Annotated in this window: 23 protein-coding genes; 12 read left to right on the top strand and 11 right to left on the bottom strand. The window is 67.2% G+C overall.

Annotated features, from left to right (window positions below):
• Nucleotides 1-58 precede the first annotated feature (58 nt).
• From ACW9UR_RS16810 to ACW9UR_RS16855, 10 genes are all read left to right on the top strand, one after another.
• On the top strand, nucleotides 59-928 hold the full coding sequence (locus tag ACW9UR_RS16810; RefSeq protein WP_458918209.1) for a carbohydrate ABC transporter permease: 870 nt from the start codon (nucleotides 59-61) through the stop codon (nucleotides 926-928).
• Entirely contained in the window at nucleotides 915-1781 is an 867-nt protein-coding gene (locus ACW9UR_RS16815; protein WP_458918210.1) for a carbohydrate ABC transporter permease, read from the top strand. Before ACW9UR_RS16810 ends, ACW9UR_RS16815 begins: the two co-directional genes overlap by 14 nt.
• Nucleotides 1778-2521, top strand: coding sequence for a glycerophosphodiester phosphodiesterase family protein (locus ACW9UR_RS16820; protein WP_458918211.1), 744 nt, complete (start codon nucleotides 1778-1780; stop codon nucleotides 2519-2521). Before ACW9UR_RS16815 ends, ACW9UR_RS16820 begins: the two co-directional genes overlap by 4 nt.
• A 282-nt stretch (nucleotides 2522-2803) precedes the next feature.
• On the top strand, nucleotides 2804-3820 hold the full coding sequence (locus tag ACW9UR_RS16825; protein WP_458918212.1) for an ABC transporter substrate-binding protein: 1017 nt from the start codon (nucleotides 2804-2806) through the stop codon (nucleotides 3818-3820).
• Between the two features lie 65 nt (nucleotides 3821-3885).
• Nucleotides 3886-4713, top strand: coding sequence for an ABC transporter permease (locus ACW9UR_RS16830; protein ID WP_458918213.1), 828 nt, complete (start codon nucleotides 3886-3888; stop codon nucleotides 4711-4713).
• Nucleotides 4714-4717: 4 nt separating this feature from the next.
• On the top strand, nucleotides 4718-5506 hold the full coding sequence (locus ACW9UR_RS16835) for an ABC transporter permease (RefSeq protein WP_458918214.1): 789 nt from the start codon (nucleotides 4718-4720) through the stop codon (nucleotides 5504-5506).
• Nucleotides 5503-6564, top strand: a complete 1062-nt coding sequence (locus tag ACW9UR_RS16840; protein ID WP_458918215.1) for an ABC transporter ATP-binding protein — start codon at nucleotides 5503-5505, stop codon at nucleotides 6562-6564. Before ACW9UR_RS16835 ends, ACW9UR_RS16840 begins: the two co-directional genes overlap by 4 nt.
• Complete coding sequence (locus ACW9UR_RS16845) at nucleotides 6561-7886, top strand: amidohydrolase family protein (protein ID WP_458918216.1); 1326 nt, start codon at nucleotides 6561-6563, stop codon at nucleotides 7884-7886. The genes ACW9UR_RS16840 and ACW9UR_RS16845 overlap by 4 nt, the downstream gene beginning before the upstream one ends.
• Nucleotides 7883-9253, top strand: a complete 1371-nt coding sequence (locus ACW9UR_RS16850; RefSeq protein WP_458918217.1) for a M20/M25/M40 family metallo-hydrolase — start codon at nucleotides 7883-7885, stop codon at nucleotides 9251-9253. Before ACW9UR_RS16845 ends, ACW9UR_RS16850 begins: the two co-directional genes overlap by 4 nt.
• On the top strand, nucleotides 9250-10131 hold the full coding sequence (locus tag ACW9UR_RS16855) for a nucleoside hydrolase (RefSeq protein WP_458918218.1): 882 nt from the start codon (nucleotides 9250-9252) through the stop codon (nucleotides 10129-10131). Before ACW9UR_RS16850 ends, ACW9UR_RS16855 begins: the two co-directional genes overlap by 4 nt.
• Here the strand turns inward: ACW9UR_RS16855 and ACW9UR_RS16860 are convergent.
• Nucleotides 10113-11291 (bottom strand): amidohydrolase, encoded by a 1179-nt coding sequence (locus ACW9UR_RS16860; protein ID WP_458918219.1) that lies wholly within the window; start codon nucleotides 11289-11291, stop codon nucleotides 10113-10115. The two genes, ACW9UR_RS16855 and ACW9UR_RS16860, sit on opposite strands and share 19 nt — an antisense overlap.
• A 66-nt stretch (nucleotides 11292-11357) precedes the next feature.
• Between ACW9UR_RS16860 and ACW9UR_RS16865 the strand changes: the two genes are divergently transcribed.
• Together ACW9UR_RS16865 and ACW9UR_RS16870 are read left to right on the top strand one after the other, a co-directional pair.
• Nucleotides 11358-12005 carry a phosphoribosyltransferase gene (locus ACW9UR_RS16865; protein WP_458918220.1) on the top strand — a complete coding sequence of 216 codons (648 nt, stop codon included), beginning with the start codon at nucleotides 11358-11360 and terminating at the stop codon, nucleotides 12003-12005.
• On the top strand, nucleotides 12002-13840 hold the full coding sequence (locus ACW9UR_RS16870; protein WP_458918221.1) for an adenine deaminase: 1839 nt from the start codon (nucleotides 12002-12004) through the stop codon (nucleotides 13838-13840). Before ACW9UR_RS16865 ends, ACW9UR_RS16870 begins: the two co-directional genes overlap by 4 nt.
• Before the next feature lie 50 nt (nucleotides 13841-13890).
• Here ACW9UR_RS16870 and ACW9UR_RS16875 read toward each other — a convergent pair whose 3' ends face one another.
• The 10 genes from ACW9UR_RS16875 to ACW9UR_RS16920 all read right to left on the bottom strand — a co-directional run bounded on the left by ACW9UR_RS16875 (nucleotide 13891) and on the right by ACW9UR_RS16920 (nucleotide 26184).
• Entirely contained in the window at nucleotides 13891-14607 is a 717-nt protein-coding gene (locus ACW9UR_RS16875) for an SDR family NAD(P)-dependent oxidoreductase (RefSeq protein ID WP_458918222.1), read from the bottom strand.
• Nucleotides 14591-15307: a GntR family transcriptional regulator gene (locus ACW9UR_RS16880; protein ID WP_458918223.1), complete on the bottom strand. Its 717-nt coding sequence runs from the start codon at nucleotides 15305-15307 to the stop codon at nucleotides 14591-14593. Before ACW9UR_RS16880 ends, ACW9UR_RS16875 begins: the two co-directional genes overlap by 17 nt.
• Nucleotides 15304-16593, bottom strand: a complete 1290-nt coding sequence (locus tag ACW9UR_RS16885) for a TRAP transporter large permease (protein WP_458918224.1) — start codon at nucleotides 16591-16593, stop codon at nucleotides 15304-15306. Before ACW9UR_RS16885 ends, ACW9UR_RS16880 begins: the two co-directional genes overlap by 4 nt.
• A complete protein-coding gene (locus ACW9UR_RS16890; RefSeq protein ID WP_458918282.1) occupies nucleotides 16586-17107 on the bottom strand; it encodes a TRAP transporter small permease subunit in 522 nt (173 codons plus the stop codon). The genes ACW9UR_RS16885 and ACW9UR_RS16890 overlap by 8 nt, the downstream gene beginning before the upstream one ends.
• 40 nt (nucleotides 17108-17147) lie before the next feature.
• Nucleotides 17148-18134 (bottom strand): TRAP transporter substrate-binding protein, encoded by a 987-nt coding sequence (locus tag ACW9UR_RS16895; RefSeq protein WP_458918225.1) that lies wholly within the window; start codon nucleotides 18132-18134, stop codon nucleotides 17148-17150.
• Nucleotides 18131-19789: a hydantoinase B/oxoprolinase family protein gene (locus ACW9UR_RS16900; protein WP_458918226.1), complete on the bottom strand. Its 1659-nt coding sequence runs from the start codon at nucleotides 19787-19789 to the stop codon at nucleotides 18131-18133. The genes ACW9UR_RS16895 and ACW9UR_RS16900 overlap by 4 nt, the downstream gene beginning before the upstream one ends.
• The gene (locus ACW9UR_RS16905) at nucleotides 19786-21852 is read right to left on the bottom strand and encodes a hydantoinase/oxoprolinase family protein (RefSeq protein WP_458918227.1); all 2067 of its coding nucleotides are present in this window, start codon (nucleotides 21850-21852) and stop codon (nucleotides 19786-19788) included. Before ACW9UR_RS16905 ends, ACW9UR_RS16900 begins: the two co-directional genes overlap by 4 nt.
• Nucleotides 21853-22155: 303 nt before the next feature.
• Entirely contained in the window at nucleotides 22156-23607 is a 1452-nt protein-coding gene (locus ACW9UR_RS16910; RefSeq protein ID WP_458918228.1) for an amidohydrolase family protein, read from the bottom strand.
• A gap of 1 nt (nucleotide 23608) precedes the next feature.
• A complete protein-coding gene (locus ACW9UR_RS16915; RefSeq protein ID WP_458918229.1) occupies nucleotides 23609-25285 on the bottom strand; it encodes a dipeptide ABC transporter ATP-binding protein in 1677 nt (558 codons plus the stop codon).
• A complete protein-coding gene (locus ACW9UR_RS16920) occupies nucleotides 25282-26184 on the bottom strand; it encodes an ABC transporter permease (protein WP_458918230.1) in 903 nt (300 codons plus the stop codon). The genes ACW9UR_RS16915 and ACW9UR_RS16920 overlap by 4 nt, the downstream gene beginning before the upstream one ends.
• Nucleotide 26185: the final 1 nt, after the last annotated feature.

Consider the following 26185-nt stretch of genomic DNA (forward strand, 5'->3'; position numbering starts at 1 on the left):
ATGTTTTTGTCAGTTGGGTGAAACATCGGTGTCACAGAACCGTGGTGTCTGCGGCCTGATGAAAAGACTTGCCCCCTATCTCTACACCGCCCCGGCGCTAATCGTGCTGGGCGTGTTCATCTACTGGCCGATCGTCTACTCGGTCTGGCTGTCCGTCCACCAATGGGACTGGCTGATGCCTCAGCCCGAGTTCGTGGGGCTGGAAAATTACCGCGTCATGCTGGACAGCAGCCAGTTCCAGAAGGCGCTGTGGAACACTGCGCTGTTCACGCTGGTCTCGGTCGGCCCGACGCTGGGGCTGGCGCTGGCGGTGGCAGCGCTGATCGCGCCGCCCTCGCGGCCGAACCGGGTGCTGCGCTCGGTGTTCTTCATGCCGACGATCATGTCGGCGGTCGCCATAGGCGTGGTCTTCGACTGGATGATGAACACCGAGATCGGCACGTTCAACACCGCGCTGCGCGCCCTCGGCTTCAGCGGCGTGCGCTGGCTGACCGACCCGCAACTGGCGCTTTATTCCATCGCGATGGTCGAGGTCTGGAAACAGTTCGGCTATGCGGTCGTGATCTATGCGGCGGCCCTGCAGGCGATCCCCGACACGATCTACGAGGCAGCCCGTATCGACGGTGCCAGCACCTGGCGCAAGTTCCGCGACATCACCTTCCCGCTGATCATGCCGACGACCTTTTTCCTGCTGATCCTCTCGGTCATCAACGGCTTCCAAGTCTACACGTTCATCGAGGTCATGACCCAGGGCGGCCCGGCGCGCGCGACCGAGGTGATCCTCTACTACCTGATCCGCGTCGGCTTCGATGCGGCGGATGTCGGGCTCGGCTCGGCGGTGGCACTGTTCCTGTTCGGTGTGCTGCTGGCGATCACGCTTCTGAAAATGCTCACCATCGGACGGAAGGTGCACTATGGCTATGACTGAGGCCCGGCCGCTGGCCGCCACGCCCCTGCACCGCCCGCGCCTGCGCCTGCCGCTGCGCGCCGCCTTCCTGGGACTGCTGGCCTTCGTTGTGCTTTACCCGCTGTGGCAGATCGTGAAGGTCTCGCTGATGCCCGAGGCGGGGCTCGGCTCGATGCAGGCCGCCACTTGGCCGCCCGATGTCTCGGCCTATGTCGAGGCGTGGACCGGTATACCCTTCCCGCGTTACTTCCTGAACTCGCTGGCCGTAGCGCTGGCGGTAACGCTAGGCAGCACGTTCACTGCGATCCTCGCCGCCTATGCCTTTGCACGGGCCGAGTTTCCGGGCCGCGACCTGCTGTTCCTGGTCGTCATCGGCACGCTAATGATCCCCGGCCACATCACGCTGATCCCGAACTACCTGACCTTTGCCCGGTTCGAGATGCTGGACAGTTTCGCCGCGCTGATCCTGCCGTTCCTGGCCTCGGGCTTCTCGGTCTTTTTCCTGCGCCAGTACATGATGGGCATCCCCCGATCCCTGGACGAGGCAGCTCGCATCGACGGCGCCGGCCCGTGGAAGATCCTCTGGACGATCGTGGTCCCGCTCAGCTGGCCGGCGATCTCGGTCGTGGCGCTGTTTTCGTTCATGAACAACTGGAACGAGTTCATCTGGCCGCTGCTGGCCACCACCTCCGAGGACATGCGCACCGTCCAGATCGGCCTGCGCTACCTGCTGCGCAACGAAGAGGTCGGCGCGACCCCCGACTGGCCACTGGTCATGGCCGGCACGATGATCACCCTCGCCCCCCTGCTGATCGCCTATGTGGTGACCGAACGGCACCTGATCCGGGGCATCACCATGGGAAGTTTCCGATGACACAGATCGCCTCGCACCGCGGCGGCGCCGCGCTTTGGCCCGAGAACTCCGAAACCGCCTTCCGCGAGACGCTGAAACTGGGGGTCGAGCAGATCGAGTTCGACGTGCAGCTTTCGGCAGACGGCGAGCCGATGATCTTCCACGACAGCACGCTTGACCGGGTGACGAACGGCACCGGCCCGATGGGCGCGAAGACGCTGGACGAGTTGAAGGCGCTCGAAATCTCCAACGGCGGCGGGCGGATCCTGACGCTGGACGAGGGGCTGGATATCCTCGCCCTCTCGGACATCATCCTTCGATGCGAGCTCAAACCGGGCGTCGACATGGTCCCCTACCCCGGCATCATCGACAAGACACTCCGCACGATGGCGGATCGCGGCCTGCTGGAACGCACCGTCATTACCAGCTTCCACCTGCCGACCCTGCGCGAGGTCGCGGGCCACGCCTTGCCGCTCGCCGGGCTGCTGTGGCTGGTCTCGGATCAGGTCTTCCGGCTGTGCGGCCCCGGGGGCGTGGCGCTGCTGGCACGTGACGCCGGGATCACGCAGGTCGCCCCGAACCAGCGCCTGATGCGCGACGGCAGCCTTGAAACGCTGCGCGACGCCGGGCTCGAGGCCAGCGCCTTCGCGGTGCTCGAGGACGAGGCCATCGAATGGGCCTTCCGCCAGCGCCTGCCGGTCTTCACCACCGACCGCCCGGACGCGGCGTTGCGGATACGGCGTTCTCAAGAGGCTTTGTAGCATTCGCGCCCGGCATGGCCCGGGAATATCCTCGCTGGCGTGACCTTCCATCGCTTGTTCGCGTGCCTTCTGCGAACCATGGTCGGCGCGCCAGGGTCCTTTCTCCGACAAGGCCGAAGGTCACCTATTGATCAATCGCCCGTTCGATAGGCACCGGTGAGCATTTTACGGAGGAACCGACCAGCGGAGCGCGTTATTCTGCCCCTGCTTGCTTGCAACAGGGGGGGATTCCGGTATGGCAATTGGCCTCGAGTAGTCCCCCGAGAAGAGAAGGATTCTGCGATGAAACATGTGCTTGCGACAGCTGCGGGCATCGCCGCGATGAGCGCCGGTGTCAGCCACGCCGAAACGTTCACCATCTCCTGGTGGGGCTACAACGGCGAAAAGCTTCAGGCCAACATCGTCGAGCCGTTCCAGGAGATCTGCGGCTGCGAAGTCGTCTTCGAGACCGGCAACAATGCCGACCGTCTGGGCAAGCTGCAGGCGCGCGGCGGGCGCGGCGTGGACGTGATCTACCTGACCGACAGCTACTCTCAGATCGGCATCGAGGCAGGCACCTTCCAGGAAATCGATCGCTCGCGGATCCCGAATATCGAAAAGCTCTATGACATCGCGCAGGACCCGCAGGGCGGCTATGGACCGGCCTACGCTGTTGGGCGCGCTGGCATTGTCTACAATGCCGACACGGTCGAGCCAATCACCTCGTGGAACGATCTCTGGCGCGAAGATCTGGCAGGGGCCGTTACGCTTCCGGGCATCACCACCACCGCCGGCCCGATGGTCGTCGTCCAGGCCGGCAAATATGCCGGTGTCGATGCTTACGAAGACACCGATGCCGCTTTCGAGGCAGTCGCCGCGCTGAAGCCGAATTCGGTCAAGAACTACAACACTGGGTCCGAGATGGTGAACCTGATCTCGACCGGTGAAGCCTCGGTCGCGATCGCACAGGACTTCACCCTGGCATCGCTGAAAGAGGCGCTTCCGGCGATGACCTGGGCGACGCTCGAAGATGGCGACATCGCCACGCTGAACACGATCAATATCCCCACCGGGGCCGAAAACGTGGACCTGGCCTACGAGTTCATCAACTTCGTGCTGTCCACCGAAGTCCAGCACGCCAACGGCTCGCAAGGCGTCGATGCGCCCGTGAACGCCGAGGTCGAGCTGACCCCGGAAGAGGCCGCCGGCTGGACCTACGGCCCTGAGGCCATCAGCAAGCTGAACCGCATGGACTACGAGAAAATGAACGCGGCCAAGACCGACTGGATCGATCGCTGGAACGAGGTCTTCGGCCTCTGATCCTGGCGATTGCCTGACAGGCAGGGCGCTCGCAGCGCCCTGCCATTCCCATTCAAGGAAGCCCTATGTCTACCCGCCTGCGCGCCTGGCTCTTCGCGGCACCGGCTACTCTGCTGGTCTTCGTGTTCCTCGGACTGCCGGTGCTAGCGACGTTCCTGACGACCTTCGGCGATCCGAAGGGCCCGTTCTCGACCTACGCCGCCTTCTTCAATTCCAAGTTCCGCATGACCGTGCTCTGGCGCACGATGGAGGTCGCGCTGATCACCACGATCATCTCGGTCGCGATCGGCTTCGTCACCGCCTGGGTCGTTGCCCGTGCACCATCGCGCCTGAAAAGCCTGCTGATTATCGCCGCCGTCTTTCCGCTGCTGACCGGTGTGGTCGTGCGCTCCTTCGCCTGGCTGGTGATCCTCGGCAAGAACGGCATCCTCAACGGGTTCCTGTTGAAGATCGGCGTCATCGCCGAGCCGCTGTCGATGCTCTACACGCAAGGCTCGGTGATCGTCGCGATGGTCTACCTGTTCGTGCCGCTGATGATCCTGACGCTGGTGGGTGTGCTCGAGGGTATTCCGCAGGACATGACCGATGCAGCCGCTTCGCTGGGTGCGACACCGGCGGCGGCCTTCCGGCAGGTCGTGCTGCCGATGGCGGTGCCGGGGCTGATCGTCGGCTCGGTTCTGGTGTTCACTGGCTCGTTCACCTCATACGCCACGCCGCAGCTGCTGGGCGGCGAGCGGCAGATGATGATGGGTACGTTCCTTTACCAGCGGGCGATGGTCACCTTCGACTGGGTCGGGGCCTCGACCATCGCTGCGGTGATGGTGGTGGTGACGCTGACCACGGTGCTGGTGATGTCCAAGATCGCCCGCAAGCTGAACCCGGTGGCGGGCTGACGACATGAAACATCGCATCCACCCGCTTCTGATTGCCGCCACGGTCGTCACCTTCCTGTTCCTGCTGGGCCCGTTGGTCGTCATCATCGGCGCGGCGCTGTCGGACACGACCTTCCTGACCTTCCCTCCGCAGGGACTGACCCTGCGCTGGTTCTCCAACATCTTCGAGATCTCCGCATTCACCCGCACGATGGGCACCTCGTTCATGTTGGCGGTCGGCGGCACCACGCTGTCGATGCTGATCGGCATCCCGGCGGCCTATGCGCTGGCCCGCTACCGGGTCGAGCTACCCGCCTTCCTGGGCAACGTGTTCGTGCTGCCGATCCTGATCCCCGAGATCGTGCTGGGCTTTTCACTGATGAAGTCGCTGGCCGCGGGCATGGGCCTGCCGATCATGGCGGCGCTGCTGATCGGCCATGCGCTGCTGGTGCTGCCCTACACGGTGCGTGTGGTCGGGGCGTCGCTCAACAGCTTCGACTTCTCGATCGAAGAGGCAGCCGTGTCGCTGGGCTGTCCCCGGCTCAAGGCGTTCTTCATCGTCGTGCTGCCGAACATCCGCGCGGGCATCATCGCCGGCTTCATCCTGGCCTTCATCACTTCGCTCAACGACGTGTCGATTTCGATCTTCCTGACCGGACCCGGCGTCTCGACCCTTCCGATCCAGCTTCTGGCCCATATGGAGCAGTTCTTCGACCCGACCATTGCGTCGGTCTCGGTGCTGCTGATGGGCGTGACCGTGGCCGTCATGGCGGTGGTCGAGCGGACCCTTGGACTGACATTCCTGACAAAATGACCCAATCCCTGACGCTTGAGAACATCACCGCCCACTACGGCACCACCAAGGTGCTTGAGGATCTGTCGCTGTACATCGCCGAGGGCGAGCTGGTGTCACTGCTGGGCTCCTCGGGCTGCGGCAAGACCACCACGCTGCGCCTTGTCGCCGGCTTCCTCGAGCCGACCTCGGGCGCGATCCGCCTGGGCGACCGTGACCTGACCCGGCTGCCCGCCCATGCCCGCGACATCGGCCTCGTCTTTCAGACCTACGCGCTGTTCCCGCATCTGACGGTGCGCGACAACGTCGGCTTCGGCCTGAAGCAGCGCAAGATCAGCGGGGCCGAGCGCACCCGCCGCGTCGACGAGATGATCGAGCGTGTCGGCCTCGGCGCGCTGGCCGACCGGCATCCGGCGAACCTGTCGGGCGGCCAGCGGCAGCGCGTGGCGCTTGCCCGCGCGCTGGTCATCGACCCGCCGCTGCTGATGTTCGACGAGCCGCTGTCGAACCTCGACGCCAAATTGCGTGTCGACATGCGGGTCGAGATCCGGCGGCTTCAGCAGGCGAACGGCACCACCGCGCTCTATGTCACGCACGACCAGGAAGAGGCGTTCTCGATCTCGGACCGGGTGGCGATCATGAAGGGCGGGCGGATCATGCAGCTCGACACGCCCGAGGTGCTGTACTCAAAGCCCGCCAACGCTTTCGTTGCGGATTTCGTCGGCTTCGACAACATGCTCGACATGCGCGTGATTTCGGACATCGGCGAAAGCGTCACGGCGGAGATGGACGGCGGTGCCCAGATCGTGCTGCCGAAAAGCCAGTTCGCCGTGCCCAGCAAGAAGTTCATCTTCGCCGCCCGCCCCGACGGGCTGCTGGTCTCTCCCACGCCCGAGGCCGAGGGCATCCCGGCGACGCTGGGCCTGCGCACCTATATCGGCCGCGCCTACCAATACACCTGCGAGACGCCGGGCGGCAGCGTCGCGGCCAACGGCCCGCTGACGGCCCCGCTGGAGAGCGGCGCCAATGTCACCCTCGTCCCGCAACCCGAGCAGTGCTGCCTGCTGCCGGCAGAATGACGGTTCTCGCCAACGCCCGGATCCTGACGATGGACGGGCAGCTGACCGAGATCGAGCGCGGCTGGATCGCGCTCGACGGCGACCGGATTTCAGCGCTCGGCGCGGGGGACCCGCCCGAAGGTCTGGGCGCGGTGCAGGACATGGGCGGCGATCTGGTCATGCCGGGCATGGTCAACCCGCACTGCCACATGCCGATGACCCTGTTCCGGGGTCTGGGCGAGGACGTGGACGACCGCCTGTTCCGCTACATCCTGCCACTGGAGCGGGCGCTGGTCACCGCCGATGTGGTCGAGACCGGCGCGGAACTGGCCGCGCTGGAACTGATCCGCGGTGGCGTCACAACGGTCGCGGACATGTACTATTTCGAAGACCGGATCGGCGCGGTTCTGGACAGGTCGGGCCTGCGCGGTGTCGTCGGTCAGACGCTGGCCGATTTCGCCGCCCCCGATCACGCGACGATGGACGAGGGCTTCGCCCGGCTCGACACGCTGGCGGACCTGTACCGGGATCACCCGCGCATCACTGCCTCGGCCGCGCCGCACGCGCCCTATTCGACGGGGCTCGACGTCATGACCCGCGTCGCGCAATGGTCCGCCGATCACCCCGGCCTGCCGGTGCAGATGCACCTGGCCGAGACCGAACCCGAGCTGGAATGGGCGCAGAAGAACTACGGCTGCACCACGGTTGAAGTGGCCGACCGCGCCGGCCTACTGACCCCGGCGCTGGTCGCGGCGCACTGCATGTACCCGACCGAGGCCGACATGGACCTGATGGCCGACCGCGGCGTCCATGTCGCCTATAACGCCCGCTCCAACGGCAAGGCGGGGCGGGGCATCGCGCCGATCACCGCGCTGCGCGAACGGGGCATCCAAGTCGGCATCGCCACGGATGGGCCGATGTCGGGGAACACGCTGGACCTGTTCAGCCAGTTCGGCCCGGCAGCCATGTTCCAGAAGATCGCCGGCCGCTCGCGCGGGATCCTGCCCTGCACAGACGTGATCCGCATGGCCACCATCGAGGGCGCGGCGACGCTTGGCATGGCCGACCGCATCGGCTCGCTCGAGCCGGGCAAGCAGGCGGACCTGATCCGTATCTCGCTCGAGGACCCGCGCCTGCACCCGATCTATGACATCTATTCCATGCTGACCTTCGCCACGATGCCCACCGACGTGCGCGGCACGATGGTGGCGGGGCAATGGCTGATGCAGGACCGGCAGGTCTCGACCCTCGACGCGGACAAGGCTCTGGCCGACGCGTTGCAGGTGGCGAACCAGTTCAAGGCCCGCATCGCCGAAATTGACAGGACCGCACAGACCCGATGACCGACACGCTCTCGCATATCGACGCCACGATGGACGACCGCCTGGCGCGGCTGTTCGACTTCATCCGCATCCCCTCGGTGTCCACCGATCCTGCCTACGCGCCAGAAGTTGCCCGCGCCGCCAAATGGCTGGCGCAGACTTTGCGCGACATGGGGGCCGAGGCAAAGGTCCACCCCACCACCGGCCATCCGATGGTGGTCGGCCATCTCGACGGCCCGGCGGACGCGCCGCACGTGCTGTTCTATGGCCACTACGACGTGCAGCCGCCCGATCCGCTGGAGTTGTGGAACACCGAGCCGTTCGAGCCGGTGCTGGTTCCCGTCGACGGCGACACCCATATTGTCGGGCGCGGCGCTTCGGACGACAAGGGCGCGCTGATGACCTTTGTCGAGGCTTGCCGCGCGCTGATCGAGACGAAAGGCGGCCTGCCGATCCGCGTCAGCTTCCTGTTCGAAGGCGAAGAGGAAAGCGGCTCGGCCTCGCTGCCCGGTTTCCTCGAAAGCGCGGCGGACGAGCTGGCCTGCGACGTGGTGCTGGTCTGCGATACCGACATGTGGGACCGCGAGACGCCCGCCGTCACCACCATGCTGCGCGGGCTGGTCGGGCAGGAGATGACGATCACCGCCGGGGACCGCGACCTGCATTCCGGCATGTTCGGCAACGCCGCCGCGAATGCGCTGGGGGTCATGTCGACAGTGCTCGCCTCGCTGCGCGACGCGCAGGGCGGCGTCGCCATCGACGGCTTCTACGACGGCGTGACCGAATTGCCCGAGGCGACCGCCGCCGACTGGGCCGCCCTGCCCTTCGACGAGGCCGGGTTCCTCGAAAACGTCGGCCTGAGCGTCCCGGCGGGCGAGCAGGGCCGCCCGGTGCTGCATCAGGTCTGGGCGCGCCCCTCGTGCGAGATCCACGGCGTCTGGGGCGGCTACACCGATCCGGGCTTCAAGACCGTAATCCCGTGCCAGGCGCACGCGAAACTGTCGTTCCGACTGGTCGCGGGGCAAGACCCCGAGCGGATCCGCGACGCCTTCCAGGCGCATGTCCGCGCGCAGTTGCCCGCCGATTGCAGCGTCAGCTTCTCCGACCACGGCCTGTCGCCTGCCTGGGCAATGGACACCGCAAACCCGTTCCTTGCCCCGACGCTTGAGGCGCTGGCGCAGGAATGGGGCCGCTCGACCACCTGCGGCACCGGCGGCACGATCCCGATCATCGGTGCCCTGCGCGAGAAACTGGGCGTCGATGCGCTGCTGGTCGGCTTCGCCCGCTTCGACAACCGCATCCACAGCCCGAACGAGAAATACGATCTGTCCAGCTTCCGCGGCGGCATGCGCTCGTGGGTGCGGATCATCGAGGGGCTGGCGCAATGACCGTCATCATCGACACCGATCCGGGGATCGACGACGCGATCGCCATTCTCTACGCGCTTCGGCATCCGGACCTCGACGTGGTCGCACTGACCACGGTGGCGGGCAACATCGGCCTGTCGGTGACCACCCGCAATGCCGGGCGGATCTGCGCGCTGGCGAATGTCCCGACCCCAGTTCACGCGGGCGCGGCCGCGCCGTTGGGCAAGGAGCCGCGCCCCGAAACCGGCATTCACGGCAACGACGGGCTTGGCGGCGTCGAGTTCCCCGAGCCCGAGGCAGCCCCGGCCAGCGAGGATGCCGTCGCCGCGATGATCGCCCTGCTCGAGGCGCATCCGCCGCAGACGGTCGACCTGCACTGTCTCGGCCCGCTGACCAACCTTGCGCTGCTGCTGCAACGCGCGCCCGAGGCCGCACGCCGGATCCGCCGGGTGATCGCCATGGGCGGCGCGGTGGACGAGCCGGGCAATGTCGGCCCAAAGGCCGAATTCAACATCGCCCACGATCCGCACGCGGCGGCAACGGTGCTGGCCGCCGGCCTACCGCTGACGCTGATCCCGCTGGATGCCACGCGCCAGCTTAGGGCCGACGCCGCCTATATCGCCGCCCTGCGCGAGACCGGCTTTGCGCCCGCCATCGCCTCGGCTGCGCTGATCGAGGCCTATTTCGCCGCCACCAACGGCGCCGAAAGCCGCCCGCTCCACGATCCCTGCGTGCCGCTTCTGGCGCAGCACCCGGACCTGTTCCGGATCGAGGAGCGCAGCCTCGACGTCGAGCTGGACACCGGTGCGCTGGTGCCCGGTCCGCACAAGCTGAGCGTCGCGATGGGTCTGGATGCGGACCCCTTGCGCGCCGCGCTGCTTCAGGGGTTGGCGCGCTGAGCCAGTTCCTGTTCGACCACGGCACACCACCAGGCGACGCCGTGGGGAATGCAGGCGTCGTTGAAGTCGTAATTGGTGTTGTGATGCTGCCCGTTCTCGCGCTCGGCACCCATGCCCAGCCAGACATAGGCCCCGGGAACGCGGCCGCCGAACTCGGCAAAATCATCTCCGGCGGTCGAGGGCGGGAACTGCGTGCGCAAGTGGTCGTCGCCAAGCGCCGCGCGCACGGCGTCCTGCGCCAGCGCGACCGGGCCTGCGGCGTTCACCACCGGCGGGATGCGACGGATGAACTCGTAATCGACCTCGATCCCGTAGCCCGCCGCAACGCCCTGCGCATGGCGCCCGATGGCGGCTTCCAGCTGATCGCGAACCTCGGGCGTATAGGCGCGGGCGGTGCCGCCGATGCGGACTTCCGCGGGGATCACGTTGAGCGCCGCGAAATCGCCCGCAGAAAGCGCGCAGGCGGACACCACGGCGGGCTGCAACGGATCGACCTCGCGCGCGACGATGCCGTGCACCTGCGCCAGGAACACGCCTGCCGCCGTGACCGCGTCGCGCCCCTGATGCGGCTTGGCGCCATGGCTGCCGATGCCGCGAAAAGTGACGGTCCAGCTGTCGGAACTTGCCAACTGCGGCCCCTCGACCGCCGCGACGACGCCCAGATCAAGCCCCGGCATGTTGTGCAGCCCGTAGGCTGCATCGACGGGGAACCGGTCGAGAAACCGGTCGTCCAGCATCGCCTTCGCCCCGCCGCGCCCCTCTTCGGCGGGCTGGAAGACGAAATGCACCGTCCCCGAGAAATCGCGCGCAGCCAGCGCCTCGGCGGCGCCCAGCAGCATGGTCGTATGCCCGTCGTGGCCGCAGGCGTGCATCTTCCCCGGCACGGTCGAGGCATAGTCCAGTCCGGTGTGCTCGGGCATGGCGAGCGCATCCATATCCGCGCGCAAGGCGATGGCGCGATTGCCCGTGCCCTTGCGTAGCGTGCCCACGACACCGGTCCCGCCGATCCCGGTGGCGACTTCCAGCCCCGCCGCGCGCAGCCGCTCGGCGACGATGGCGGCGGTGCGATGCTCCTCGAAGCCCAGCTCCGGGTGGGCGTGCAGGTCGCGGCGCAGCGCGGTCAGCTCGGCAAGGGTGGCGTCATCCATCAGTCGGGGCATCGGGGCAGGTCCTTTCAGTTGCGCCCGACCCTACGCAGGATCGCCCGGCAAACAAGGAGAAACGGCATGAGAACCGACGTCTGGCAGGTGCTGCACGACGACCTGTCGCCCGGGGTGCAGCCGGATCAGGAGACCTATGCCGTGCCCTTCGGCGACCGCACCATCCTGCTGCCGATCCGGGCGCTTTCGGACGGTCAGCGGGGCGTCGCCTCGCTGATCCTGAACCAGGTCAGCTTCGCGGTACTGGACGCCATCGCCGACGCGCTGGCCGAAAAGCTCACGCGCCACGCGCCCGATGTCATCGTCGCCGTACCGACCCTCGGCCTGCCGCTGGCCGAGGCTGTCGCACGGCGGCTGGGGCACAGGCGGCTGGTGCCGCTCAGCAACTCGCGCAAGTTCTGGTACGACGACGCGCTGTCGGTCGATATGTCCTCGATCACCTCGCCGGGCGCGGGCAAGCGGTTGTACTTGGATCCGCGGATGCTGCCGCTGCTGGACGCGCGGGTGGCGGTGATCGATGACGTGCTGTCCACCGGCAGTTCCATCGCCTCGGTGCTGCGGCTGCTGGCGCTTCGCGGCGTCACCCCGGTGGCCATCGGCGCGGCGATGCTGCAAGGAGAGGTCTGGGCGGCGCAGGTCGGCGACCGCCCGGTCGAGGCGGCTTTCCGAACGCCGATCCTGCAACGCTCCGGGGAAGGATGGGTCCAGCCATGATCGATGCCGCCAGCGAAACCGACATCCGCCGCGACCTGATCGACGTGGCGCTCGGCCGCAAACCGGCCGAGGTGCTGCTGCGCGTCGGGCGACTGCTCGACACCCACACCGGCCTCTGGCGCGAGGATATCGAGATCGCGATGGCCTTCGGCCGCATTGCCTTTGTCGGCCAGTCCGGCAGCTATCCGGGGCAGGCGTCGGAAACTGTCCTGCGCCCCGATCTGGCCGCCGTTCCCGGTTTTGGCGAGGTGCACAAGCACATCGAAAGCAGCCACGTGACCCCGGAATACGAGGCGGCGCTAGTCGTCCCGCGCGGCAACACCTGGACCTGCGAGGCGAGCCACGAGTTTTCCAACGTGGTGCCGGGGCGGACGCTGGATTTCTGGCTGGCGGCACGCAAGGCGGGCTCGCCGCTGAAGATCTTCCCCCTACCCGGCTCGGCCGTGCCGCCGACCGCGTGGGAGCATGGCGCGCATCTGGACGGCGACGACCAGACCCGGTTCCTTCGCGAAAGCATTGCCTGCGCCGGGCTGGACGAGGTGATGGACTGGCCCGCCGTCCGCGACCGGGACAACCCGGCGCACGACCGGCTGTGGTCAATGATCGCCGCCACCTGGGACGCCCGTGCCGTGGTCGAGGGCCACGCTGCCGGGATCCGAGACCTGCCGAACATCAATGCCTTCGCCGCTTCGGGCATTGCCTCGGACCACGAGGCGTGGACGGCCGAAGAAGCGTTCGACAAGCTTCAGGCGGGGCTTTTCGTCGAGATCCGGATCCACACCGGCCCCGAGATCATCTCGGGCCTGCTGGAGCGCGGCCTGAAGGACTGGTCGCAGGTCGCGCTGGCGACCGACGACCGCCCGGCGGGCGAGGTGCTTCAGACCGGTGCGACGGATCGCAACGTGCGCATGGCGATCGACGCCGGCCTGTCGCCCGAGACCGCGATCCAGCTGGTTACGATCAACCCCGCCCGCCACATGCGGCTGACCCCATGGGTCGGCTCGGTCGCGCCGGGGCGGTTCGCGGACATGGTGTTGCTCGACGACGTGGGCACACTCTCCATCGCCGAGGTCTGGGCGGACGGTCGCCAGGTTTCGCGCGGGGCGGACTACCTGGCTGAGGTACCGCAGATCGACTGGCCCGACTGGGCGCGGCAGACCGTCAACATCGGGCGCACGCTGATCGCCGAGGACTTCGCTATCCCCGCCGAGCCGGGGCGCGAGACCATGCAAGCCGCCGTCCTGCGCCCGTTCCACTGGACCGACGACTTCCTGACGTTCGATCTGCCCGTCGCTAAGGGCGCGGTGCAGCGGGACGCCACGCGCAACATCACCAAGTTCGCCATCGTCGACCGCTTCAGCGGTACGGCGGCGGTGTCGAAGATGTTCTGGCTGGGATGCGGTCCACGCGACAACGACACGGCGCTTTGCTGCTCGATGGCGCACGACAAGCACAACATCTGGTGCGCCGGCTCATCCGATGCGGCGATGGCGCTGGCTGTGAATACCTGCGCCGACATGGGCGGCGGCTGGGTGCTGGTCCATGGCGGCAAGGTGGTCGCGACGGTCGCCTACGAGATCGCAGGCCTGATGACCGCCCGGCCTGCCGAGGCGCTGAACGCGGATATGCAGGCGCTCTACGCCGCCGGTGAGAAAGTCGACTGGATGTACGAGCCCAGCTTCCACCCCCGCTGGGCCCCGGGCTTCCCCGAGCGTCTCGCCTTCGCAACGCTCACCTGCTCGCCCTGGCGCTGGAACCTGGTCGCGCCATCGAGACACGCGCCACAAGGGCTGGTACAGGTCCAGACCGGCCAGACGCATCCGGTGGTCTGGTAGCCGGACCTTCCGAAGGGGGCAAGCCGCCAACCGTGCCCCGAAACCTCAGTTCAGAACATCTGGCAGACGCTTGCGCCGCCGTCCTGGCTGACGACCTGCCCGGAAACGAAGCTCGCCGTGTCCGAGGTCAGCAGCGCGGCCATCTCGGCGACCTCCTGCGCGGTCACCTTGCGGCCGGCCGGGGTCACCCGCGCCCAGTCCGACACCAGCCCGCCGCTGCCCTGCATCCCCGCCGAAACCGCGCCGGGCGCCAGCGCATTGACGCGGATGCCATGCGCCGAAAGCTCGGTCGCCATCACGCGGGTCATCGCCTCGATCCCCGCCTTCGAGGCGGCATAGGCCAGCCGGCCCCGCACACCGCGCTGCGCATGGATCGACGAGACGAATAGCACCCGCCCGCCTCTGCTCGGGCGCATGTGCCGCACCGCCGCCTGCGCGGCGCGGAAACTGCCGAGCAGATTGACGTCCACGATCCGCGAGAACTCGGCCTCGTCCACGTCGAGGAACTCGCTGGCCTTGAAGATCCCGGCGCAGTTGATTAGCACGTCCAGACCGCCAAGCCGCTCGACCGCCTCGGTCACGGCCGCGTTCACCGACGCGCCGCTGGCCAGATCGACCGGCAGCCAGTCGCCACCGCCGCCCGGCGCGCGATCGAGGTTCACCGCACGGTCGCCCCGCGCCTCGACAGCGGCAAGAATGGCAGAGCCAAGGGCCCCGCTGCCCCCCGAAACGATGGTCCGCAGCGCCATCTCAGTCGACCTCGACATCGGTGCGCAGCTGGAAGCGCGCGGGATCGAAGGTCGCGACGGAAATTTCCATCAGGCTGCCGTCCTGCCCGAACAGCTCGGCCACGATGCGAAGCGCCGGAGCGCCGGGGGCAAGGCCGATGGTGGCCGACACCTCGGGCGGACAAGCGATTGCCGTGGCCGACTGGCTGACCCGGCCGATGGCAACGCCGAAGGTGCGCTCGATCGCCTCGAAGATCGACAGTTCCGCCGGACGCAGCACCGGCTCGATCCCGGCATAGCGCGCGGGCACGTAGATGCAGGTGCTGTTGAACGGTCTCGCCTCACCGGGCAGCGACCGGGTGCCGCGAATCTCCAGCCAGTGCCCGGTCTCGCTACGCTCGTCGTCGAGATAGGGGCTGACCGAACTGGGCACCATCCCGGTGCCGGTGATCACCATTTCCGTATCGCGGCCAAGGCTCAGCAACTCGGTCAGACCGGCGGTGTTCATGTTGAACTGCGGGCGCGGCTTGTCGGCGATGATCTCGGTCCCCACGCGCTTCTTGCGGCGCAGGACACCGACCCGCTCCAACTCGCCAAAGGCCAGCCGCAGGGTCGAGCGGCTGACGCCCAGTTCGGCGGCATAGTCCGCTTCGGGGGGCAGCTTGTCGCCGACCTTCAAGCTGCCCGCGTCGATCCGGGCCAGGATGTCGTCGCAGACCTGCTTGTAGAGCGCACTCATTGCAACGTCCTCGGCAGCCACAGCGCAAGGTCCGGCACCAGCGCCAGCAGCAGGGCAAAGCCCAGAAGGATGCAGAAGAACGGCAGCGCGGCGCGGGCGATCCGCCCGACGCTCTCGCCGGTGTAGGACTGTATCACGAACAGGTTGAAGCCGATGGGCGGGGTAATCTGGCTGATCTCGACCGCGACCACGACGAAAATCCCGAACCAGATCGGATCGAACCCGGCATCCGTGACCAGCGGCAGGGTGATCGGCAGCGTCATGACGATGATCGAGGTCCCGTCCAGGAACATTCCCAACACGGCATAGAAGACAAGCAGCACCACGATCAATGCAAAGGGCGACAGGCCCAGCCCGGCAATCTGCCCGGCCACCGCCTTGGGAATGCCAAGGAACCCGAAGGCCGAGTTCAGCAGCGCGGCACCGACGATGATCAGCCCGATCATGGCCGAGGTCCGTACCGCCCGCCGCCCCGCCGCGATCATCGACGCGACCGAAAAGCGCCCCATCCCGACCGAGATCGCCACCGCGCCCAGCACGCCAAGCGCGGCCAGCTCGCTGACGCTGGCGATGCCCAGGTACAGCGACGCCATGATCCCGAAGATCAGCGCCGCGACCGGGCCGATGTCGCGCAGGCCCCGCAGCAGCGCGCGGGCCGTGGGCCGCTCGACCGGCGGCTGCGAGCGTGTCACCACCTGGTGCGCGGCGATATACGCCATGTAGAGCGCCGCCAGCGCCAGCCCCGGCACCACGCCCGCGACGAACAGCTCCAGGATCGACTGCTCGGCCACCACGCCATAGATGATCATGATGATCGACGGCGGGATCAGGAAGCCCAGCGTCCCCGCCCCGGCCAGCGATCCCATCGCCAGTTGCCGGTCATAGCCGCGCGCCTCTAGCTCCGGCAGGCTGACCTTGCCGACGATAGCGGTCGTAGCGGCGGACGACCCGGAGACGGCGGCGAACAGGGTCGAGCCGACGACGTTCACATGTAGCAGCCCGCCCGGCAGCCGCCCCACCCAGGGCGCCAGCCCCGAGAACAGCGACCGGCCCAACCCGGCGGCGACCAGCACCTCGCTCATCAGGATGAACAGTGGCAGCGACAGCAGCGGCGTCGGCGTGATCGCCCCCCAGATCACCCCGCTGCTGAAGATGTCCATCGGGATGTTGGGCTTGAACACCGACAGCAGGATATAGCCGGTTGCGAACAGCGACAGGCCGATCCAGACCGACCCGGCCAGCAGCACGACGAACAGCAGCAGCGTGACGGCGGCGATCTCAAGCATCGGTCTCTATCCCGTCGGCCCCGCGCCATTCATGCACCCGGCCCGTTCCCAGCCGGATCAGCCGCGCCAGCAGGTCCAGCCAGAGTTGCGCGAACCCCCACAGCACGAAGACCTGCGGGATCCACAGTGGCGTCTTGGTCACGCTGGTCGCCAGCGTCCCCCGCTCCCACGAGGTGGCGGTCTTGGTCCACATCGCGCCGACCAGCAGCGCGACGATGGCCAGCGCCACAAGGTTGGCGGCCCCATCCATCCCCCGCGCCGCGCGCGGCGGAAGCTTGTCCGAGACTAGCGAGATCCGCACATGCACCCCGGTCCGCACCGCGGGCCCCGCGGCCAGCGCAAAGACCGCCGCCATCGCGTACTGGCTGAACTCCCACGTGAAGGAAAAACTGCGGGCCTGCGCGCGCGCGACCACCTCGGCCAGCATCAGCGCGCAATAGCCGAAGATCAGCACGACGGCGAGCGTCTCGGCCAGCCGCGACAGTCGGTCGATGAGGGACAGGAACCGGGTCATGGGCACAGCGGCGCGCCGGGGTCGCCCCCGGCGCACTCGCTCACTTTCCGGTCTTCTCGGCATAGGCCTCGACGACGGCCTGCGCCTCGGGGACATCGGCGAAGAAATCCGCCCACATCGCCTTGCCGGCTTCGGCCATCTTCGCGGTCAGGCTCTCGTCGGCGGTGGACACGGTCATGCCGTTCTCGACCAGCACGGCGGTCATCGCCTCGTCCTCGCCGGCCGAGGCGGCCCAGAAATCGGCCTCCATCTCGTCGGCCAGCCCCTCGATCGCGGCGCGTTCCGCGTCAGTCAGCGCGTTCCAGGCGTCCAGGTTAACGGTGACGGCGTCGGGCGACATGGACCAGTTCAGCGGATTGAAGTGATCGGTGAACTGGTAGAGCTTCGAGTTCACGCCGGTCGAGGTCGAGGTGGCGGCCCCGTCCACCGTACCGGCGGCGACGGCAGCGGCCAGCTCGCCGAAGGGCAGTTCGACCGGAGCCGCGCCCATCTTTTCGAGGAAGGTGAACGAGGTGGCGTTGAACGCGCGGATGCGCTGGCCGTTCATGTCGTCGGCACTGACGATCGGCTGCTTGGTGTAGACACCCGGCGAGGGCCACGGCACGTAGTACAGCACCTTCTGGTTATGCCGGGCAAAGATCTCGTCATAGGTGGGGCCCGCGACCTCCAGCCAGGTCCGCATCTCGTCCTGGCCCTGGATCAGGTAGGGCAGCGTGTCGACGCCCAGGAAGGGCTCGTCACCCGCCTGCAGGAACAGCAGCATATCGGCCATCTGCACGATGCCGGTCTCGACCGCGGTCAGCTTCTCCGAGATCTTCACGCCTATCTCGCCCGACAGGTGCACGGTGATGTCGACCGACCCATCGGTCGCCTCGCGTACGGCGTCGGCAAAGGCGATGGCGCTTTCGGCGTGGAAGTTGTTCGCGCCCCAGGCGGTGCTCATGTCCCACTTGGTGTCGGCCAGCGCGGCACCGCCGGTCAGGCTCAGTCCGGCGATGGCCGCGAGGATGGTCTTGGAACAGGTCATTCGCGTGTACTCCCGTTGGTTTTGTCGCTGTTATAGAGGGTCTCGGCAGCCGTTTCGGACACCAGACCATGGGACAGATCCTGCGCAAGCGCACCCCTGTCGCGTTCGGCGGGCTCTCCGAACCCGCCCCCGCCCGGCGTCTGAAGCACAAGGCGTTCACCCGCCGGTATACTGTACATGCCCTTGTCGGTGACGCGGGTGCCGTCGCTGATTTCGACGCGCCCCGCCGCACCGGGCCTGCCGCCCTGCCGGCCCGCCGGGCCGGTGGTCAGCCGTTCGAAGGCGGCGGCGGACAGCAGCATGTCCTCGCCCAGCCGCGAGCCGATCTCGATCCGCTGGCCAAGGCCGCCGCGATAGCGCCCGGCCCCGCCGCTGTCGGTCACGTATTCCTTGGCGTGGTAGATCACCGGCGCCGCGACCTCGGCCGCCTCCACCGGGACCGAGCCGACGCCCGACGGAAACGCCGTTGTCGACAACCCGTCCGCGCCGGGCCGCGCGCCCATGCCGCCAAGCGCCACGTTCAGCGAGGCGAAAGACGTCCGGCCCGCGCCCGACAGCGACAGCGTCCACAGCGCGCCCGAGCTTTCCGCCAGCACCTCGCCGGGCAAGGCCTGTTCGAGACAGCCCAGCATCAGGTCCGGCAGCGCCTGCCCGATGACATGGCGCGCCGACACGGGGCTGGGTCGCTCGGCGCTGACGACAAGGCCGGGGGGCGCGGTGACACTGATCGCCTCCAGCGAGGCGCGGTTGTTCGGGATCTCGGGCGCCAGCAACGCGCGGATGCCGAAGGCGGCATAGGCGGCGCTGTAGTTCAGCGGGCAGTTGATCCCGCGCGCCACCGCCGCGCTGGATCCGGCAAGATCCACGTCGATCCGCCCGTCACCGATGACCATCTTCGCGCGCAGCACGATCGGCGCGTCATAGCCATCCAGCTTCAGCTCGCTCTCATAGCTGCCCTGCGGCGCACGCGAAAGCGCCGCCCGCGTGCCCTCGGCGGAGCGTTCGAAGATGAACCCGGCCACACTGTCCAGCGAGCCCAGCCCGTATTCGCCCATCAGGTCCAGCAGCCGCGCGACGCCGGTGTCGTTGCACGACAGCAGCGACAGGATATCGCCGCGCGCCTCGTGCGGCACGCGCGAGTTCGCGGTGACGATGCCCAGCAGATCCTCGTTCAGCTCCGCGCCGCGCCGCAGGTAGGTCACCGGAAAGGTGACGCCCTCCTCGAAAACTGATCCGGCCTCGGCGGACCAGCCGCGCCCGCCGATATCGACGATATGACTGGTCGAGGCCAGAAAGCCGACAAGCACGCCATCCTTGAACGCGGGCGTGACCACGACGAAATCGAACACGTGCCCCGCGCCCAGCCACGGGTCGTTCGTGACCAGCACGTCGCCGGGCTTCAGCCGGTCGGCAGGAATGAACTCCAGCATCGCCCGGACCGAGGCCGCCATCGTGTTCACATGCCCCGGCGTGCCCGTGACAGCCTGCGCCAGCATGTCGCCGCGCGCATCGAACACGCCCGCCGACAGGTCGCCCGCCTCGCGCACGATGGCACCGAAAGCCGCGCGCATCAGCGCGTTCGCCTGCTCCTCGCAGACCGAGACGAGCCGGTTCCACAGCACGTTCTGCGCGACGATATCCAGCGATCCGCTCATGCCACGCTCCGTTCCAGAACCAGGTGTCCGGGCTCGGACGCGCGGACCGACCAGCCGGGGCGGACCAGCGTCGTCGTCTGCGCCTCGGCGATCACGGCAGGGCCGGCGACGGCATCGCAGGACACCGCCGCGCGGTCTATGACGCGATACCCCAGGTGCGCGCGGGCGTTCAGGTCGAACACCTCGCGCGTCTCATGGCCCGCCTCGGCCTGCGCCGGTTCGGCGGCCGGAACCGCGACCTCCCGCTGCTCGCGCGCGGTGACGCTGACAGACACCAGTTCCACGGCGATGTCGCGCAGCGTGAACCCGACCATCGCGCGATACCGCTCCACGAAAGCCGCCTCCAGCGCCGCCGGGTCCAGCGTGAACCCGTCGTCGCCGCCCTGCTCCACCGACAGCTCCATGCCCTGCCCCTTGTAGCGCATCTCGACCTTGACCAGCGTCGCGACCCGCTCGGGCGGGACGGCCTTGGCGACGATCCCGCGCACGTGATCCAACTGCGCCGCGATGGCGCGGGTCAGCGCGTCGGCATCGACCTCCTGCAGCGGCTCCATCACCGAAATCGCCGTCTCGAACGCGACGGGCGAGCGCAGAAACCCAACGGCCGAGCCGACGCCCGCGTTACGCGGCACGATGATCCGCCGGATGCCCAGCTTTTCCGCGATCCTCGCGGCGTGCAGCGCACCGCCGCCGCCCGTCACCAGCAGGTCGAACCCGGCAATGTCATGCCCCAGCTCGATCCCGTGGACCCGCGCGGCATTCGCCATCGTCTCGTCCGCCAGTTCGATGATCCCGGCGGCGGCCACCGCCACGTCGTCCATTCCCAGCGGCGCCTGCACCTGCGCAGCAATGGCGCGCGGCGCGTTCGCCGGGGTCAGCTCGATCATGCCACCGGCAAAACCCTCGGCCCCGATATTGCCCACGACCAGGTGTGCATCGGTGATCGTCGCATCCTGCCCGCCGCGCCCATAGGCCGCCGGTCCGGGGCTGGACCCGGCGCTCCGCGGGCCGACCTTCAGCCGCCCCAGCCCGTCCACCTCGGCGATCGAACCACCGCCCGCGCCGATCTCGACCAGTTCCACCGTGGGCACCCGCACCGGCAGGCCGCTGCCCTTCACGTCGCGCCAGGCGCGGGCGACCTCGAACCGGCGGGTGGTCTGGGGAACACCATCCTCGATGAAACAGATCTTCGCGGTCGTCCCGCCGATATCCAGCGACAACGTCCGGGTAGAGCCGACCTCCCGCGCGACATGCGCCGCCAGTGCGACGCCCCCGGCGGGACCGCTTTCGACCAACCGGATCGGAAAGCGCATCGCCTGATCCAGCGTGGTCAGCCCGCCGCCCGACAGCATCATCAGCAGCGAGCCGTCGAAGCCGCGCGTCACCAGCTCGGCCCGCAGCCGGTCAAGATAGCGCGCCATCAGCGGACGCACGTAGGCGTTGGCGCAGACGGTCGAGAACCGCTCGTACTCGCGGATCTCGCCTGCGACCTCTGCGCTTTGGCAGATGGTGACGGTCTCGCCCAGCCGGGCGCGCATCCGGTCGGCCACCAGCGCCTCGTGCGCGGGGTTGCGATAGGAATGCAGGAAGCCGACGGCGACCGCCTCGACTCCTTCGGCGGCGATCCGGTCGGCCAGCTCGTCGATCTCGTCTTCGCGCGGCGCCTCCAGCACGCTGCCGTCCGACAGGATCCGCTCGCGCAGTCCGAGGCGCAGCGGGCGCGGCACCAGCGGCGTCGGCATCTCGATGTTCAGATCGTATTGCTCGAAGCGCTTCTCATAGCGCATCTCCAGCACGTCGCGGAACCCGGCGGTGGTGACAAACGCGGTCTTCGCACCGCGCCGTTCGATCAGCGCATTGGTCGCCAGCGTCGTTCCGTGGATGACCGCCGAGATCTCGGCATAGGTCCGGCCCAGCTGCTTCAGCAACCAGTCGACCCCTTCCAGCGCGCCGGTCTGCGGCGCTTCGGGCGTGGTCAGGACCTTGACCGAAGTCAGCCCCTCGGGCGTTTCGGCGACAACATCCGTGAACGTGCCCCCGATATCGATCGAAAACTTCAACATTACGCGATTAGTACGTACTATTTGGACTGCGTCAACAATTTTGAACGGAGTCCATATCGGCCAGCACTCTCAAGGCCTGCAGAGCGCAAGTTCGGTTGGCACAGACTTCAATTCGCTCGCACAGTTGCAGCGCCGACCACGGCATAAACCCGCGCGCACAAAACGTCCCGGCAGCAGAGTGCCAAATACACGCTCCGCTGCCACGAATATCCGCAAACCGTTTGTACATCGGCAGTATCGAGGGCCCGGCTACGCCCAGCTACCGAGACTCGCACACGCCCGTCGTCCTTTCAGGCGTTGTACTCAAGCCGACCCGGCGTTCATCTGTAACTTACCCCAGAAGTCATTGGGTGTTTCCAACAGTGGCTCGAGCCCGCCGCGCTTGAGCATCAGGTCAGTCTCGCGCTGAGCCGCGTCCAGCACGGCATCTTCGTCGACGGTCGCAACCTTTCGGCCCTGCATCAGGACGCGTCCATCGCAGATCACCGTGTCCACGTCGTTTCCGTTGGCGAAATTGACGATGTGGCTGACATGCATGTTCGCCGGGTAGAGGTGGGGCCGGCGCATGTCGACCAAGATCATGTCCGCCTTCTTGCCCACCTCAAGCGAGCCGATGTCGTCCTCCATCCCCAGGGCCCTTGCGCCGTCGATCGTGCACATTTCGAGCGCCTTGCCGGGGGGAATCCACGACGGATCCCGGAAGTGCCGGCGATGGTAGTGCATCAGCTGCTGCATGTGGCGGAACATGTCGCCCGAGCGGTCAGGCGCAGTGGCGTCGGATCCGAGGCCGACGGTAACGCCAGCGGCCATGAGCTCCGGCGCGGGACACCGGCCGAAGACGGACGCGATCGCCGACGGATTGTGTGCGATCTTGGTATCGGTCTCGGCGCAGATCGCGATCTCTTCCTCGGTCAGGTCCGTGGAATGCGACAGTAGCGCCTCGGGGCCCAGGATTCCGAGTTCATGTGCATAGGCAACCGAGCCGTTCCGGTGACCGTCCTGCGTGAACACGAGCCCGTACTCCCGTGCCTTGCCGGAGACGATGCGCGCCTGCCGACGAGCCTCGTCCAGGTTGGCCTCGCCCAGAGACTCAACATGCTCGGCCCGCAGCGTCGGTGTCAGCAGGGCGAAATTAATGCGCCTCCCCTCGCTGCCATGCCGTCGGCGGATCAGGTCCTCGGACGTGGCCAGCTGCCGGTCAAAGCCGACGGCAAACTCCGTCGCGCTATCGCCGTCCCAGCGGGCGTAGGTCAACGGGTGCGGCGGGCGCGTGGTGCCCACGGCGACGACCGACCGCGTACCAACCGCGACCACGCCGTCGCAATGCGCGTCGCCATAGTCCGGATCGTCCGTCCGCATGATCGAGTCGCCCCCGCCGAGCAGGGACACACCGGTCGTGACCCCGAACCGCACACGCTCGAGCGCCGCCAGCTGGGCCTCGGCATACCAGAAGTCCGGGGTGGATGCGGTGGTGTAGGCTACCTTGCAGGCGTCGAACCATTTGGCGCTGTCGCCCGACGCCAACGTCTTGATCAAACCGTGTCCCGCGTGAGCATGTACGTCGACGAGCCCCGGAAGAACGACCTTTCCTGTGCCATCGAGTATCTCGGCACCGGCGTATTTCGCCTCGAGCTCCGCGCTTGGGCCGATATCGGCAATCCGGTCGCCCGCGATCACAACAGCCGCGTCGAACAGCACGCGCCTTTCCGGGGCCACGGTGACGACGATGGTGTTCGTGATGATCAGGTCAGCCAATTCATCCTCCAGTGAATTGCGGCGCCGGTGCGAGTTCGTCCAGCGTCGGGATCAAAGACAACAGATCGCGCGTGTATGGATCGCGCGGATGGTTAAACAGGATCTCGGCCTCGGCGAGTTCGACGATCCGGCCGGATTTCATCACCGCCACGCGGTCGCACATCTGACGCACCACGCTCAGATCGTGACTGATGAAGAGCATGGTCAGACCGGTTCTGTCCCGTAGGTCCTTGAGCAGGTTGAGGACCCGCGCCTGAACGCTGACGTCGAGCGCGCTTGTGGGCTCGTCGCAGATCAGCAGGTCCGGCTGACCCGCAAGCGCTCGGGCGATGGATATCCGCTGCCGCTGACCGCCCGAGAACGCATGCGGATAGCGGCCCACTGACTCTGCCGGCAGCCCGACCGCTTCGACCAGCGTGCTCGGATCGACCTCGCCGCCCGCGCCGAAGAAGGCCAGCGGCTCCTGGAGCGCGGCGCCTGTTCTCATCCGTGGGTTCAAAGAAGAATAAGGGTCCTGGAATATCATCTGGATGGCGCGCCGGACCGCCGTCTTGCGACGCATTCCCAACGGCTGGCCGTCGAACCGGATCTCACCGTCCGAGATCGGCATGAGCCCGGCGATCGCACTTGCAAGCGTCGACTTGCCGCTTCCGGATTCGCCCACGATCCCGAAGATCTCGCCCCGCTTGACCGAGAACCGGGCATCCTCGACCGCTTTGAACCCCGGCCCACCGAGGAAACCGCCACCATAGGTGATACCGACTCCATCCACCGACAGCAGGTCATCGGAAGAGCCGGTCCTGTGCCGAGCCCGGCCCGCCACCTTCTCTTGCGCCGCGACCTCACCCGGCAGTTGGTCTTCGATCACCGGGAAGCGGTGGAGCTTGCGGTCCAGCCGCGGCACGGCGCCGATCAGCGATTTGGCATAGTCTGCGGTTGGTTGTCCCAGAACCTGCCGCGCGGGACCGGTTTCAACGGTCCGTCCGTGGCGCATGATGGTCACCCGGTCCGCGACCTGCGCCACCACTCCCATGTTGTGCGTAATCAGCAGGATGCCGAGGTTCCGACGGCTTGCGAGCCCGCGCAGCAGATCGAGGATCGTCGCCTGCACGCTGACATCGAGCGCGGTCGTCGGCTCATCCGCCACCAGCAGGTCCGGATCGCATGAGAGCGCCGAAGCGATCACGACCCTCTGACGCTGACCGCCAGACAGTTGGTGCGGATACTGCTCGAAGCGCTTCTCGGGCTCGGGGATCTCGACCGCCCGCATCAGATCGAGCGCTCTTTCCCGTGCCTCCGCGCGCCCCAATCCCAGATGGAACGCCATCGTCTCGCACAGCTGCTGCCCGATCGTGAACAGGGGGTTCAGCGCGGTCATGGGGTCCTGAAAGATCGCGCCGATGTCCCGGCCGGGCCGCAGCCCCTCGATCCGCCCGGTGGCCGTATCCAGTGCACGGCCCGCAACACTGATCTGACCTCCGGCGATCCGGCCCGGCGGGTCCAGCAAGCCCATGATGCAATTGCCCACGGTCGACTTGCCAGCCCCGGATTCGCCAACCAGCGCATGGATCTCGCCGGGTGCAATCGTAAGTGACAGATCATCGACCGCCGCGAAGGGCTGGCCGTCACTTGCCGGATACTCCACACGGAGGTTGCTGATCTTGAGGGCCGCTGTCATGACTTGCCCTCGAGTTTGGGATTGAAGCGGTCGCGCAACCAGTCACCGGTGATGTTCACCGACAGCACAAGAACGACCAGCGTCGCTGCCGGGAAGAGCGTGATCCACCAGATGCCGGAGAACGCGAACTCGTTGCCGATACGGATCAGGGTGCCGAGCGACGGATAGTCCGGCGGCATCCCAACCCCGAGGAACGAGAGCGTTGCCTCGGTCAGCACCGCCGCAGCCAGGTTGATGGTCGAGATGACCAGAACCGGACCGACGATGTTGGGCAGGATGTGCCGGAATAGGATCCGCCGGTTCGGAAGCCCCATGATCCGGACCGCGCGCACGTAGTCTCGGGACGCCTCGACCATCGTAGACGCCCGTGTGGTTCGCGCGTACTGCACCCACTCGTTTATGCCGATGGCGGCGATCAGGATTATCGGTGCCCAGAACACGCTGTCCGCATCCGGGATCAGCGCGCGGGCGATCCCTGCCACCAACAGGGCCAGGAGGATTGTCGGAAGCGACAGGAACACGTCGGCGATCCGCATCACCACCGTTTCGATCCAGCCGCCGAAATAGCCGGCGACAAGGCCGAGTGAGACGCCGAGCGTGGCGGCCAGAAGCACCGCGCCGGCGCCGATCATCACCGAGATCCGGGTACCGTAGAGGATTGCGGACAGCAGGTCGCGCCCCTGATTGTCCGTCCCGAGAAAGTAACGTGGATCTCCGCCTTCGATCCAGGACGGCGGCAGTTCGCTGTCCATCAGGTTGAAACTGGACGTGGAGGTGGGGTCCTGCGGCGCCAGCCAGGGCGCGAAGACCGCAGCAAGAATGATCAGCACACCGATGCCTGCGGCAACGATGACATAGGGTGGCATCGCGTTGGTCAGTCGTTTGGCCGTCGCACTCATG

It is taken from the genome of Halovulum sp. GXIMD14794 (assembly GCF_054457455.1).

What these genes read in the sequence shown, in the direction of transcription:
- ACW9UR_RS16915 (WP_458918229.1), bottom strand. Translation starts at nt 25,285, where the DNA reads ATGACAGCGGCCCTCAAGATCAGCAACCTCCGTGTGGAGTATCCGGCA.
- ACW9UR_RS16840 (WP_458918215.1), top strand. Translation starts at nt 5,503, where the DNA reads ATGACCCAATCCCTGACGCTTGAGAACATCACCGCCCACTACGGCACC.
- ACW9UR_RS16860 (WP_458918219.1), bottom strand. Translation starts at nt 11,291, where the DNA reads ATGCCCCGACTGATGGATGACGCCACCCTTGCCGAGCTGACCGCGCTG.
- ACW9UR_RS16890 (WP_458918282.1), bottom strand. Translation starts at nt 17,107, where the DNA reads ATGACCCGGTTCCTGTCCCTCATCGACCGACTGTCGCGGCTGGCCGAG.
- ACW9UR_RS16820 (WP_458918211.1), top strand. Translation starts at nt 1,778, where the DNA reads ATGACACAGATCGCCTCGCACCGCGGCGGCGCCGCGCTTTGGCCCGAG.
- ACW9UR_RS16815 (WP_458918210.1), top strand. Translation starts at nt 915, where the DNA reads ATGGCTATGACTGAGGCCCGGCCGCTGGCCGCCACGCCCCTGCACCGC.
- ACW9UR_RS16865 (WP_458918220.1), top strand. Translation starts at nt 11,358, where the DNA reads ATGAGAACCGACGTCTGGCAGGTGCTGCACGACGACCTGTCGCCCGGG.
- ACW9UR_RS16920 (WP_458918230.1), bottom strand. Translation starts at nt 26,184, where the DNA reads ATGAGTGCGACGGCCAAACGACTGACCAACGCGATGCCACCCTATGTC.
- ACW9UR_RS16885 (WP_458918224.1), bottom strand. Translation starts at nt 16,593, where the DNA reads ATGCTTGAGATCGCCGCCGTCACGCTGCTGCTGTTCGTCGTGCTGCTG.
- ACW9UR_RS16830 (WP_458918213.1), top strand. Translation starts at nt 3,886, where the DNA reads ATGTCTACCCGCCTGCGCGCCTGGCTCTTCGCGGCACCGGCTACTCTG.
- ACW9UR_RS16870 (WP_458918221.1), top strand. Translation starts at nt 12,002, where the DNA reads ATGATCGATGCCGCCAGCGAAACCGACATCCGCCGCGACCTGATCGAC.
- ACW9UR_RS16825 (WP_458918212.1), top strand. Translation starts at nt 2,804, where the DNA reads ATGAAACATGTGCTTGCGACAGCTGCGGGCATCGCCGCGATGAGCGCC.
- ACW9UR_RS16850 (WP_458918217.1), top strand. Translation starts at nt 7,883, where the DNA reads ATGACCGACACGCTCTCGCATATCGACGCCACGATGGACGACCGCCTG.
- ACW9UR_RS16835 (WP_458918214.1), top strand. Translation starts at nt 4,718, where the DNA reads ATGAAACATCGCATCCACCCGCTTCTGATTGCCGCCACGGTCGTCACC.
- ACW9UR_RS16905 (WP_458918227.1), bottom strand. Translation starts at nt 21,852, where the DNA reads ATGTTGAAGTTTTCGATCGATATCGGGGGCACGTTCACGGATGTTGTC.
- ACW9UR_RS16895 (WP_458918225.1), bottom strand. Translation starts at nt 18,134, where the DNA reads ATGACCTGTTCCAAGACCATCCTCGCGGCCATCGCCGGACTGAGCCTG.
- ACW9UR_RS16855 (WP_458918218.1), top strand. Translation starts at nt 9,250, where the DNA reads ATGACCGTCATCATCGACACCGATCCGGGGATCGACGACGCGATCGCC.
- ACW9UR_RS16875 (WP_458918222.1), bottom strand. Translation starts at nt 14,607, where the DNA reads ATGTCGAGGTCGACTGAGATGGCGCTGCGGACCATCGTTTCGGGGGGC.
- ACW9UR_RS16845 (WP_458918216.1), top strand. Translation starts at nt 6,561, where the DNA reads ATGACGGTTCTCGCCAACGCCCGGATCCTGACGATGGACGGGCAGCTG.
- ACW9UR_RS16880 (WP_458918223.1), bottom strand. Translation starts at nt 15,307, where the DNA reads ATGAGTGCGCTCTACAAGCAGGTCTGCGACGACATCCTGGCCCGGATC.
- ACW9UR_RS16810 (WP_458918209.1), top strand. Translation starts at nt 59, where the DNA reads ATGAAAAGACTTGCCCCCTATCTCTACACCGCCCCGGCGCTAATCGTG.
- ACW9UR_RS16900 (WP_458918226.1), bottom strand. Translation starts at nt 19,789, where the DNA reads ATGAGCGGATCGCTGGATATCGTCGCGCAGAACGTGCTGTGGAACCGG.